Raw genomic sequence first — 14,227 nt, forward strand, 5'->3', positions numbered from 1 at the left:
CGAATGTTGCGTATGTGATTTACACGTCGGGTTCGACGGGTCGCCCGAAGGGTGTGCAGGTTCCGCACATCACGGTGGCGAAGTTGTTTGCGAATACCGAGAGTGTGTACGGGTTCGACGAGTCGGATGTGTGGACGATGTTCCACAGTTATGCGTTCGACTTCTCGGTGTGGGAGTTGTGGGGTCCGCTGTTGTACGGCGGCACGTTGGTCGTCGTGGACTATGTGACGTCGCGGTCGCCGGAGCAGTTCCTGGAGTTGCTTGCTGCTGAGCGGGTGACGGTGCTCAATCAGACGCCGTCGGCGTTCTATCAGTTGGCCGAGGCTGATCGGTTGGCGTCGGAATCCGGTCTGGCTGCCGAGTTGTCGTTGCGGTGGGTTGTTTTCGGTGGCGAGGCGCTCGAGCTTCGACGCTTGTCGGACTGGTATGGCCGCCGCGGTGACTCTGCGCCGACGTTGGTGAACATGTACGGCATCACGGAGACGACGGTGCATGTGAGCCATCGTGTGTTGGATGCTGCGTTGGCGGCGGATGCGTCGGCGAGTGTTGTGGGTCAGGCTATTTCGGGTCTGCAGGTGTTTGTGCTCGATACGCGTTTGGCTCCGGTGCCGGTTGGTGTCGCGGGTGAGATGTATGTCTCGGGTGTGCAGTTGGCTCGGGGTTATCTGGGTCAGGCGGGGTTGACGTCGACGCGGTTTGTGGCGAGTCCTTTTACTGCTGGTGAGGTGTTGTACCGCACGGGTGACGTGGCGTCGTGGAACAGTGCTGGTGATTTGGAGTATCTGGGTCGCGCGGATGATCAGGTGAAGATCCGTGGGTTCCGGATCGAGATCGGTGAGATCGAGTCTGCGGTGTTGGCGGATGTGTCGGTGGCGCAGACGGCGGTGGTTGTTCGTGAGGATTCTCCGGGTGATCAGCGGTTGGTGGCGTATGTGGTTTCGGCTGCGGGTGTGAGCGTTTCGGTCGACGATCTTCGGGTGTCGGTGGGTTCGTTGTTGCCGGAGTACATGGTGCCGTCGGCGTTTGTGGTGTTGGATTCGATTCCGTTGACGGTGAACGGGAAGTTGGATCGTCGGGCGTTGCCGGTTCCGTCGTTGCAGGTTGCGGTGTTCCGGGCTCCGACGTCGGTGGTGGAAGAGGTTGTGGCGCAGACGTTTGCGGATGTTCTGGGCGTTGAGCGTGTTGGTTTGGATGATGATTTCTTCGCGCTCGGTGGTAATTCGCTGATTGCGACGCAGGTGACGTCTCGGTTGGGTCAGGCGTTGGATGCTTCGGTGTCGGTGCGGGAGTTGTTCGAGGCGTCGACCGTTGAAGGGCTTGCTGCCCGACTCGGTTCTCATGTTGGTGGTGGTTCGCGTGCGGCGTTGACTGCGCAGGTGCGTCCGGCGCAGGTTCCGTTGTCGTTGGCGCAGCAGCGCATGTGGTTCCTCAACCAGTTGGATACGAACTCGGCAGGGAACAATGTTCCGGTTGCGATCACGCTCACCGGCAAACTGGACGTGTCGGGGCTGGAACAGGCTGTCTCGGACGTTGTCGGCCGCCATGAGGTTCTGCGCACGGTCTACCCCGAGGTCGACGGAATCGGCTACCAGAAGATCGTTGCACCGTCTGATGTCGACGTGAACCTCGCTGCAACCTTGGTCTCGGATTCAGAGATTGTTTCCGAGGTAACGAACTTCGTGGCGACGGGTTTCGACGTGACAACCGAGGTTCCGTTGCGCGCCAGGCTTTTCCAGACCAAGGCCGACGAGCACGTTCTCGTATTCGTGGTGCATCACATCTCGACCGACGGTTTCTCGATGGGCCCGCTGACCCGCGACATCATGACCGCCTACTACGCCAGAACCAACGGCCAGGCTCCGACCTGGACGCCGTTGCCGGTGCAGTATGCCGACTACGCACTGTGGCAGCGTGAGGTTCTCGGGTCCGAGGACGATCCGCAGTCAATCATCGCGCAGCAGATCACTTACTGGGCGCAAGCACTGGACGGCGTGCCCGAACAGTTGAATCTTCCCGGGGATCGGGCCCGGCCGGCGGTATTCTCCGGTCAGGGAGCAACATTCGAATTCTCGATCGGCCAGGAACTGCACGAGCGGCTGATCGGTGTCGGTCGTGAGCACAATGCGTCGATGTTCATGGTGGTCCATTCGGCTCTGGCATCACTTCTCGCACGTCTGTCGGGAACAACGGACATCACCATCGGCGCGCCGATGGCAGGACGAGGTGAATCCGAACTCGACGATCTGATCGGAATGTTCGTCAACACCTTGGTGCTACGTACCGAGGTTGATCCTTCGGCCCCGTTTACCACACTTCTGTCGTCGGCTCGAGAGACCGATCTTCAGGCGTTCGCGCACTCGGACCTTCCCTTCGAGCGGCTCGTGGAAGTGCTGGATCCCGTTCGGTCGAGGGCACACCACCCGCTGTTCCAGGTGGCATTGGCGTTCCAGAACCTGGGGCAGAATTCGTTGGCTCTGCCGGGTCTGACGGCCGCCGAGTTCGCAATCGACGAGACTGTGGCCAAGTTCGACCTGCAGCTCACGATCAGTGAGGTATCAGAAGGGCTGTCGGCGACGTTCACGTACGCGACGGATCTGTTCGACGAATCGACCGTCCGCGGATTCGCCGCACGATTGATGCGCATCCTGAACGGAATTGCGACGGACCCCGCAACTTCAGTGGGTGACATCGAAATCCTCGACTCGTCCGAGCGTGAGGTTCTGACGAGTCAAAGAGCTTCGTCAGGAGTAGCGCAGGCGCCGTTGGCCGAGATTCTTGCCGACGCTGCTGCGCGTTACCCGGACAACGTCGCATTGCGCTACCCCGGCACGGCGCAGGCCGCTGCCGGTAGGTCCATGACGTATCGCGAGGTCGACGAGTGGTCGTCGAAGCTGGCCCGCGTTTTGATCAACCGTGGTCTCGGGGCTGAAGATCTTGTGGCGGTGTCGATTCCGAGATCCGTCGAATCGGTACTCGCGGTCTGGGCAGTGTCGAAGACCGGGGCAGCGGTCGTTCCGATCGATCCGCACTATCCGGCAGACCGTATCGCGCACATGCTCAGCGACTCTGGTGCAAAGGTAGGCCTGACCCTCGACGTCGAACGTCCGAACCTCACCGACGACGTCGAGTGGTTGGTCGTGGACGGACCACGCGGCGAACAGATGACCGCCGGAGTGTCCGCAGCGCCAATCGATGCCGAGGAACGTGTCCGTCCACTGACGACTGCTCATCCGGCCTGGGTCATCTACACCTCGGGCACGACCGGTCTATCCAAGGGCGTTGTCGCCACCAACGCAGGTCTGGCGAGCTTCAGTGTCACGCAGGCCGCGCATTACCTCGTGAAGCCCACCTCGCGGACATTGCACTTCGCGTCACCGAGTTTCGACGCGTCGATGCTCGAGTTGTTCCTCGCGGTGGCCACCGGCGCGACGATGGTCATCGTCCCACCTGGCGTGTACGGCGGCGACGAGCTGGCTGAGGTGTTCCGTAGCGAACGAGTCACCCATGCGTTCATCACGCCGGCTGCTCTGGCGTCGATGGACCCGAGCGGCCTGGACGACCTGACGGTCGTAGGCGTGGGTGGCGAAGCGTATTCGCCGGAACTGATCAGCAAGTGGACGACAGGTGACGGCTCGACCGCATCGGCTTCGGCTCCCAGGACGTTCTTGAATGTCTACGGCCCGACCGAGACGACGATCGTGACGAACGTCAGCGTTCCGCTTCTGCCGGGTGACCGAATGGACATCGGCGCCACGATCGGTGACATGGCCGCTTTCGTTCTGGACACACGACTCAATCCAGTTCCACTCGGAGTCTCGGGCGAGCTGTATCTGTCCGGTCCTCAGGTGACCCGCGGCTATCATCGTCGCCCGGGCTTGAGCGCCGATCGATTCGTGGCAAACCCGCACGGTAATCCGGGCGAGCGAATGTACCGAACCGGTGACGTGGTGCGCTGGGTCGCTGGAACCGCACCCTCCACCTACGCCGTGGAATACGTGGGCCGCAACGATTTCCAGGTCAAGATTCGCGGTTTCCGTATCGAACTCGGTGAGATCGATGCGTCATTGACCGCACACCCCGAGGTCGAGTTCGCTGCGACGATGGGTACGACCCTGCCGTCGGGTGCTCCGGCACTGGTGTCGTACGTGTTCACCGGAAAGAACGCTTCGGTCACTTCGGCGGAATTGATCGAATTCGTCTCCAGAACCCTTCCGGCTCACATGGTTCCGGCTTCGATAATGGTCTCCTCGGACATGCCACTGAGCCCGGCCGGCAAGCTGGACCGAAAAGCGCTCCCAGCGCCGGTCTTCGAGACCAAGGAATTCCGCGCCCCGGTTACCGAGATGGAACAAGTCCTGAGCGAGATCTTCGCGGACGTTCTCGGTCTGGATCGAATCGGAACGGACGACTCGTTCTTCGCGCAGGGCGGCGACTCGATCATGTCGATCCAGCTCGTCTCGCGGGCGAAGGCACGTGGGGTCGTATTCGCACCCAGTGACGTCTTCGAGAGCAAGACTGTCGCGGCATTGGCCGAAGTGGCGAAGTATGCCGCCGACGTCGAGGCCGCGGTGGTGCTCGAGGAGTTGCCGGGCGGTGGAGTCGGCTGGATGCCGTTGACGCCGATCGAACGATTCATGGTCGAGCGCGGTGGCAGCTACAACCGATTCACACAGACGATGACTCTCGAGCTTCCACTCGGAGCGCAGCGAACCGACATCGTGCGAACCCTCGCCGCCGTCGTCGACCACCACGACATGTTCCGCTCGCGGTTGATCTCCGACGGTCGCGGATGGGGAATGTCGGTCTCCGAGCCGGGAACCGTGGACGTCGAGGATCTACTCAGCCGGGTGGATGTTGATGCGTCCTCGGACGAGTCGACAATTGTTCTCACGGCTTCCAAGGGCCTCGACGAGGCTCTCGGCCGGTTGAATCCGGCAGGCGGCGTGATGGTTCAGTTCGTGTGGGTCGACTTCGGTCCCACTCGCACCGGGCGCTTGATCATTGCTGCGCATCACTTGATCGTCGACGGGGTTTCCTGGCGAATCATCGTTCCGGATCTGGTGTCGGCTGCGGCTCAGATGGCCGGGGCGAGCGGAGCGACGGGGGATGTGGCTCTCGAACCTACGGGTACGTCGATGCGACGCTGGGCTCATGCTTTGTCCGAAGAGGCCCATCGGGATTCGCGTGTGGCCGAGCTGGATACGTGGCGGAAGGTGTTGCAGACACCGGACCCGGTGCTGGGTAAGAGGGCGTACGACTCTGCCGTCGACGTTGCGGCAACGGTTCAGCGGATAAGCGTGACGGTCCCCACTCAGGTGACGGAGACTCTGTTGACCACGCTGCCGGAGGTTTTCAACGGCGGCGCCAACGACGGCCTGCTCGCTGGACTGGCACTCGCGCTGATCGAGTGGCGTCGCCGAGCCGGAATCGACTCGACGTCTGCCTTGCTGCAACTCGAGGGCCACGGTCGTGAAGAAGCCGTGATTCCCGGTGCGGATCTGTCGAGGACTGTTGGCTGGTTCACTGCAGCCTTCCCGATCAGTCTCGATCTTGCCGATGTTGATCTGGGTGACGCTTTTGCCGGAGGTGATTCGGCGGGACGCGCGATCAAGGCAGTGAAGGAGCAGTTGCTGGCGATCCCGGACAAGGGCGTCGGGTACGGACTGCTGCGCTACCTGAACGAAGACACGCGCGCAGTGCTTTCGCGCTTCGCCGGGGGACAGGTCAGCTTCAACTACTTGGGAAGGGTTGTCGCCGAGGATCTTCCGGCAGGTGTCGAGGGGCTCGGCTGGCTGCCGGCGGGCGATTTCGCCAACGTGTCAGCACCCGAAGACGTCGACATGCCCGCAAACAAGGTCGTCGACATCAATGCGATCGTCAACGACGGCGCAGACGGAGCTGTTCTGGAGGCCTCCTTCGCCTACCCCGTCGGTGCCATCGACGGCGAGAGCGTCGAGGCGTTTGCACAGATTTGGGTCGAAGCACTGACCGCCCTGGCGGAGCATTCTCGATCCGTCGGTGCCGGAGGACTCACTCCGTCCGACGTGCCGCTTGTCTCGGTGAGCCAACGAGATATCGACGGGTTCGAGAATCGATTCGGTACGGTGACCGACATCTGGCCGCTGGCACCGCTGCAGTCGGGCTTGCTCTTCCATGCGATGTTGGCGGAATCCAGCGTCGACCTCTACTCGGTGCAGATGATTCTCACTTTGTCCGGGAAGGTCGATGCCGACCGATTGCGGACTGCAGCACAGGGAATCATCGACCGTTACGCGAACCTGCGAACAGCATTCACGGCCGACGACGACGGAACGCCGGTCCAGATAGTCCTCGAGGACGTTGCTGTCCCGTGGCGGAACATCGATCTCAGCGATGTCGCGGCGGTCGACCGTGAGGCAGCACTGGACGCAGTTTTGACGGCTGACCAGGCGACACACTTCGACATGGCGTCACCGCCGTTGATTCGGTTCACCTTCGTCACGATGGCGGAGGGGGACTACCGCTTGGTCGTGGCGAATCACCACATCATTCTCGACGGTTGGTCGGTGCCGCTGCTTTTGCAGAACCTGTTGGCGCTGTACGCGACGCGTGGTGACGACTCGGTTCTTCCGCGTGTGCGCAGCTATCGCAATTACCTGGCGTGGCTTGTCGATCAGGATCGCGATCGATCACTTACCGCCTGGGCGGATGCGCTTTCCGGCGTCGAGCAGCCGACGCTGCTCGCTCAGGTCACAGGCGGACAGGAATTCACCGCGCTGTCACAGAAGCTGAACGTGTCGATGTCGTCGGAGACAACCGCGACGCTCACAGCTCTGGCTGCACGACTCGGCGTCACCGCCAACACGATCGTGCAGAGCGCGTGGGCGGTCCTGCTCGGTGCGTTGACCGGAACCGACGATGTTGTCTTCGGTGCAACAGTGTCCGGCCGGCCCCCGGCACTCACAGGCGTCGAATCGATGGTCGGGTTGTTCATCAACACCCTCCCGGTGCGGGTGCGCCTCGACGCTGCGGAGTCCGTCGAAGAATTGGTTGCCAGGGTCCAGATCGAGCAGGCGAGAATGCTCGATCATCACTATCTCGGTTTGACCGATGTGCAGAAAGCTGCGGACGTCGGAACATTGTTCGACACGTTGGTGGTCTTCGAGTCGTACCCGGTAGACCGTGAGGGCCTCGCCGCACAGGCGGATGTTCTCGACGGAATGATGATCGACGACATCTCCTCGGACGATTCCACGAACTACCCGTTGACCCTGCTGATCGCACTCGACGAGCAGTTGCACTTGACACTTCGGTACCTGCCGGACTTCTTCGATGCCGACTACGCAACTGCGTTACTGGACAGAGTTCTTCGACTGCTCTCCGCCGTCGCTACCGATCCTTCCGTTCGTGTTGGTGACGTTGACATTTTGGATTCTGTTGAGCGTTCGTTGGTGCTCGAGGGGTGGAATGACACTGTTCACGAGTTGACTGATGGTGGGTTGTTGCTCGATGGGTTCGATGCGCAGGTGGCGGCGTCTCCGGGTGCGGTGGCGCTCTCGTTCGAGGGTGTGTCGCTGTCGTATGCGGAGTTCGATGCTCGGGTGAATCGTTTTGCGCGGTATTTGGTTTCGGTGGGTGTGGGGCCGGAGTCGTTGGTGGGTGTTGCGGTTCGTCGGTCGGTTGATTTGTTGGTTGCGGTTTACGGTGTGCTCAGGGCTGGTGGTGGGTATGTTCCGGTGGATCCGGATCAGCCGGCGGAGCGTAATGGGTTTGTGTTGGCGGCGGCGTCGCCGGTGTGTGTGGTCAGTACTTCTGATGTTGGTTTCGATGCTGGTGTGGTGCCGGTGGTCGAGGTTGATGTTGTTGATGTGTCTGGTTTTTCGGATGCGCCTGTGTTGGATGTGGATCGGGTTGCGCCGCTGCGTGGTTCGAATGCTGCGTATGTGATTTTCACGTCGGGGTCGACGGGTCGGCCGAAGGGTGTGGCGGTCAGTCATCGCAGTGTGGTCAATCAGGTGTCGTGGTTGGCGGAGCGTTATGCGGTGTCGGGTTCTGATGTGGTGTTGTTCAAGACTCCGGTGACGTTCGATGTGTCGGTGTGGGAGTTGTTTGTTCCGTTGGCGGTGGGTGCTCGGTTGGTGGTGGCTACTCATGACGGTCATCGGGATCCGGGGTATTTGGCGTCGGTGGTGGCGGTGGAGTCGGTGTCGATGGTCTCGTTTGTGCCGTCGATGTTGGAGGTGTTCGTCGATCAGGTTGTCGATACGTCGGAGGCGACGATCTCGCGCCTTGGTGGTGGTGGGTTGGGTTCGTTGCGGGTGATTTTCGCGGCGGGTGAGGCGTTGCCGGCGTCGGTGGTGGGTCGGGTGCTGTCGGTGTTGCCGTCGGTTGAGGTTCATAATTTGTATGGTCCGACGGAGTTCACGGTGCATGCGACGGCGGCGGGTCCGCTCGATGGTGTGGGTGTGGTGGTGCCGATGGGTGCTCCGGTGTGGAATTCGTCGGTGTTGGTGTTGGATTCGCGGTTGCGTCCGGTGCCGGTGGGTGTTGCGGGTGAGTTGTATTTGTCGGGTGTGCAGGTCGCTCGTGGGTATCACGGGCGGGTGGATTTGTCGGCGGAGCGGTTCGTGGCGAATCCGTTCGGTGTGTCGGGTTCGCGGATGTATCGCACGGGGGATGTGGTGCGGTGGATCGGTGTGTCGGGTGAGCTCGAGTATGTCGGTCGTAGTGATTTTCAGGTGAAGTTGCGTGGTCAGCGGATCGAGTTGGGGGAGATCGAGGCTGCGGTTCGGGATCAGGTGGGTGTGGGTTCTGTGGTGGTGGTGGTGTGGCGTGATCAGTTGGTTGCGTATGTCACTGCTGCGGTGGGGTCTTCGGTTGATGTTGATGTGGTGAAGGTGGGTGTGGGGGAGCGGTTGGCGTCGTATATGGTGCCGTCGCAGTTTGTGGTGTTGGATGCGTTGCCGCTCAATGCGTCGGGGAAGTTGGATCGGAAGTTGTTGCCGGAGCCGGTGTTCGAGGTTGCGGTGTTCCGGGCTCCGGTGACGGCGGTGGAGGAGATCGTCGCGTCGGTGTTCGCCGAGGTGTTGGGTGTCGATCGTGTGGGTCTCGATGACGATTTCTTCGAGCTCGGCGGCAACTCCCTCAACGCCACTCGTACGATCAAGCGAATCGCCGACGCTCTCGATACCGAACTTTCGGTTCGAGTTCTGTTCGAAGCGTCCACGGTGCAGGATCTCGCGGCACATGCCGAAAGCCGGACCGGTTCGGGTGGGCGAGTCGCGCTGACCGCTGTCGAACGGCCAGAGCGGATTCCGCTTTCGTTGGCGCAGCAGCGTATGTGGTTCCTCAACCGATTCGACGGGAGCGCTGCTGCATACAACATCCCGATGGCGCTGCGCCTTCAGGGTGATCTCGATGTCTCGGCGCTGAGCGCGGCCATCTCTGATGTGATCGGGCGGCACGAATCACTTCGAACCGTCTACCCGGAAATCGGAGACGGTCCGGTGCAGGTCGTCAAGCCCGTGTCGAGTTGGTCGGACGAAATCGTCGCAGAACCGACCGGCGTGGACGAACTCGAAGGTGAGTTGGTCGCGCTGGCGTCGACGCGCTTCGACGTCACACGCGAGATCCCGATTCGTATCCGGTTGTTCCAGTTGGCTTCCGACGAATACGTACTCGGTGTCGCGATTCATCATATTTCCGCCGACGGTTCCTCGATGGCACCGTTCGCTCGAGATGTCGTGACCGCATACGCCTCGCGGGTTGCCGGGTACACACCGTCCTGGGCTCCTCTCGACGTTCAGTACGCCGACTACAGCCTGTGGCAGCGAGAGGTGCTGGGCCGTGAGGAAGACCCGGGATCTATCGCTTCGCAGCAGATTGCGTACTGGAGCGATGCTCTCGCCGGGCTGCCTGATCAGCTTGCACTTCCAGCTGACCGGCCGCGCCCCGCGACGCAGTCCTTCCGCGGCGGTTACCTGCACTTCGATATCGATGCAGAGTTGCATGCTCGGCTGAGCGGTCTTGCCAGGGCAAACAATTCGACGCTGTTCATGCTCACGCACACTGCGTTCGCGATGCTGTTGGCTCGACTGTCCGGAACCGAGGACATCGCGGTGGGTACGCCCATTGCCGGACGCGGTGAGCGGGCACTCGACGATCTCATCGGCATGTTCGTGAACACCTTGGTGTTCCGTACGCAGATCGACAGCGGTGCGCCGTTCCTCGACCTGCTCGGACGTGTCAGGGAGACCGACCTTCAAGCGTTCGCACATTCGGACGTTCCGTTCGAGCGACTCGTGGAGGTGCTCAACCCTCCGCGTTCGACCGCTCGTCATCCGCTCTATCAGGTCGGCTTCCTGTTCCAGAACATGGAAACCGGAGGGCTTGAGCTTCCGGGACTCACCGTCAAGGGTGTCGATATCGACAATGGGGTCGCGCAGTTCGATCTTCAGTTGATCGTCAGTGATCGTTACGACGCCAACGGATCTGCAGCCGGCATCACGTCGATGTTCAGCTACGCGCATGATCTGTTCGACGAGTCGACCGTGCAGGACTTCGCCGATCGATTCGTGCGATTGCTCGGGGAGATCGCGTCGGATCCGTCGTTGACCGTAGGCGACTTCGCGCTGATGGATTCGTCCGAGAGCGACCGGATCCTGAACCGCTGGAACGACACCGATCACCCCGTCCCGGGAGCCACTCTGGTCGAACTGTTCGACGAGCAGGTCGGTTCGAACCCAGGTGCGGTGGCATTGGTCGCCGGGAACACGTCGCTGACCTACGCCGAGTTCGATGCACGTGTCAACCGTCTCGCACGCCATCTGATTGCAACCGGTGTCGGTCCTGAGTCGTTGGTCGCGTTGGCAATCGAGCGATCGGTCGAACTGTTGGTCGCCATGTACGCGGTGGTGAAGGCAGGTGGTGGATACGTACCGATCGATCCGAACCACCCGGCCGATCGCATCGAGTACGTGTTGACCATGGCAGATCCGGTCTGCGTCCTCACTACCTCGACCACTGCGAAGAATCCGGCGTTCGGTGATTCTGTGATCGAGATGGACACGATCGATCTCGCGTCCTACGCGGACGCGACGGTTACCGATGGGGATCGCAGTGCTCCACTGCGAGCGGACAACACCGCCTATGTGATCTTCACGTCGGGATCGACGGGGCGGCCGAAGGGCGTCGCGATCTCGCATCGGGCGGTGGTCAACCAGATTCTCTGGAAGCGCGATCAGTACGGCCTGGACCGATCCGATGCGATGGTGCTCAAGACGGCGGCAACCTTCGACCTCTCGGTCTGGGAGTTCTGGTCGGCACTGACTTCCGGTGCACGACTGGTGATCGCCGAACCTGAAGGTCACAAGGACCCGAGCTACCTGCTCGACCTGATGACGCGGGAGAAGGTCACGACGCTCCACGTGGTGCCGTCGATGCTCGCGATGTTGCAGTCGGCGTCGGAAAATAGTCTTCCGGAATCGCTTCGTCAGGTGCTCGCGATCGGTGAAGCGTTGCCGGCCGCGACGGCCACCGAGTTTGCAGAACTCAGCGACGCGCAGTTGGTGAATCTGTACGGTCCGACCGAGGCCGCGGTCTCGGTGACAGCGCACGTCGTCGGTTCGGACGATACGACGTCGGTGCCGATCGGTGCCCCCGAATGGAACACGCAGGTGTTCGTGCTCGACACGCGTTTGCATCCGGTCCCCGTCGGAGTCACCGGGGAGCTTTACCTCGCCGGTGCCCAGCTTGCTCGCGGCTATCACGGGCGCGCGGATCTGACGTCGGAACGATTTGTGGCCAACGTCTTCGGTGACGCGGGTTCGCGGTTGTACCGCACGGGCGACCTCGTCCGGTGGACGCAGAACGGCGAACTCGACTACGTGGAGCGCGCCGACTTCCAGGTCAAGATCCGTGGCTACCGCATCGAACTCGGTGAGATCGAAGCGCTTCTTCGCAAGCAGGCCAGCGTGGACTCCGCTGTGGTGGTGGCCAAGTCGGATGCGCGTACCGGTGATCGACTTGTCGGCTACGTCGTTCCTCAAAGCGGGGAAAGCATCGATGTCGAAACCTTGAAGCGGACTCTTGTGGCTGAGTTGCCGAGTTACATGGTGCCGGCGGCATTGATGGTCTTGGACGAACTACCGCTCAACATCAACGGCAAGGTCGATCGCAAAGCCCTGCCCGACCCCGAATTCGAGGCGACCGAATTCCGTGCGCCGACCAACCCCGTAGAAGAGATCGTGGCGGGTGTGTTCGCTGACGTACTCGGTGTGGCGAGGGTCGGACTCGACGACGACTTCTTCGAGCTCGGCGGAAACTCTCTCGTCGCGACGCAGGTCGTGTCGAGGCTGGGTGAGGCGTTGGACGCGCAGATTCCGGTCCGTGTGATCTTCGAGGCCTCGACTGTCGGGGCATTGGCGTCGAGGGTTCTCGAACACGCGGGATCGGGTGGCCGCCCACCGTTGGTGGCCCAGGTGCGTCCGCACGAGATCCCGCTGTCGTTGGCGCAGCAACGTATGTGGGTGCTCAATCAGTTCGACAAGACCTCGGGTGCGTACAACATCCCGGTCGCGATCCGGCTGTCCGGCGCTCTCGATGTCGACGCACTTCACTCCGCGGTGTCGGATCTGATCGAGCGTCACGAAGTGCTCCGGACGGTATACCCGGACCAGGGCAACGGACCGGTTCAGATGATCCTGCCTCGCTCCGCAGCGACGGTGGGACTGGAAGTGATCGCAACCGACGAAGCGTCGGTCGCCGAGCAGGTGGCTGACACAGTTCGCGAGGGCTTCGATGTCACGACAGCCGTTCCGTTGCGAATCCGTCTCTTCGAGGTCGACGAATCCGAGCGGGTCCTCGTCGTTGTCATTCACCACATCAGCGGTGACGGCTTCTCGATGGCTCCGTTGATCAGAGACACCATGGTTGCGTACACCGCACGTACCGGCGGGGAGACGCCGGAGTGGGCTCCGCTCGAGGTGCAGTACGCCGACTACACGCTGTGGCAGCGTGATGTCCTCGGATCGCCGGAGGACGCGGACAGTCAGCTGGGCCGTCAACTCGCGTACTGGGTGAACGAGCTCAAGGGCACTCCGGAGCTTCTGGAACTGCCGACCGACCGGCCGCGGCCGGCGCGCGCGAGCATGCGTGGTGCGGAATTCGAGTTTGCCGTCGATTCCGAGACCACGGACCGGCTCGCGACGATCGCACGGGAGCAGAACTCGACAGTCTTCATGGTGGTTCACACTGCCCTGGCCGTGCTGCTGGCGAAGATGAGTGGATCGAACGACATCGCAATCGGTACGCCGATCGCGGGTCGAGGTGAGCGGGCTCTCGACGATCTTGTCGGGATGTTCGTCAACACCTTGGTCCTGCGAACGGAGATCGCTCCTGCTTCGACTTTCGTCGACCTTCTGGGGCACGTGAAGGACAAGGACTTGTCGGCATTCGCCAATGCCGACGTACCGTTCGAGCGGTTGGTCGACGAATTGGGGCGAGAGCGCTCTCACGCATACTCGCCGCTCTTCCAGGTCATGCTCACATTCCAGAACATGGCTCTTGGTACGTTCCAACTCCCAGGCCTGGAACTCTCTGCGGTCGACAGCGGTTTCGATCAGGCGATGTTCGATCTGCAGCTCACCGGTATCGAGCAATTCGACGATGCCGGGGTGCTGTCCGGGCTGAGGATGCGTTTCACCTATGCGACCGACCTGTTCGACGAATCGACCATCGCTCTTTTCGCGGCGCGATTCGGGCGGGTGCTCGAAGAACTGGTGACCGATCCCGGGGTCGTGATTCGTACGATCGACATCGTGACCGATCAGGAACGCGAGGAAGCGAGCGCTGCCGAGCCGAAGTCCGCGGCAGATCTGCCCGAACTGGCAGCCGCGGCGGCGGCCGCCGATCCTGAGGCAATTGCGTTCACCCACGGTGATCAGGCGGTCACCTTCGGTGAGTTGTCGACCAAACTCGTTGCTATGCGTACCGCCATGGGCGCTGCTCTGGCTCCCGATGCACTGGTTTCGGTGTCGCTCGCCGGCCTTGTTCCGGGCATCCTGCCGGCACTTGGCGTCGACGGTCTCGCCACACTTGTGAGCTCGGTGATAGCTGACGCACAGTCGGTGTCAGCGGGCCGTGGGGGTACGGCCGGGTAACATTCAGTATTTGCCCAGTGAACGCCTCCGGCCGAGCAGAACGCTGTGCTCGGCCGGGGCGCACTTCACGAAAGTCAGTTGGAGGAAGT

Annotated in this window: 1 protein-coding gene (running past one end of the window); it reads left to right on the forward strand. The window is 61.7% G+C overall.

The genetic code is table 11. The features are described 5' to 3' along the window. Positions 1-14,138, forward strand: the final stretch of a protein-coding gene (locus RA302_RS09210) for a non-ribosomal peptide synthase/polyketide synthase (protein WP_338480289.1). Its footprint begins 14,611 nt before the window's first position; 14,138 of the gene's 28,749 nt are visible here — the last part of the coding sequence; its start codon lies beyond the left edge, outside the window; the stop codon is at positions 14,136-14,138. Positions 14,139-14,227: the final 89 nt, after the last annotated feature.

The sequence above is a fragment of the Rhodococcus sp. DN22 genome (assembly GCF_036669995.1).
In the GTDB taxonomy this organism is placed as follows: domain Bacteria; phylum Actinomycetota; class Actinomycetes; order Mycobacteriales; family Mycobacteriaceae; genus Rhodococcus_F; species Rhodococcus_F erythropolis.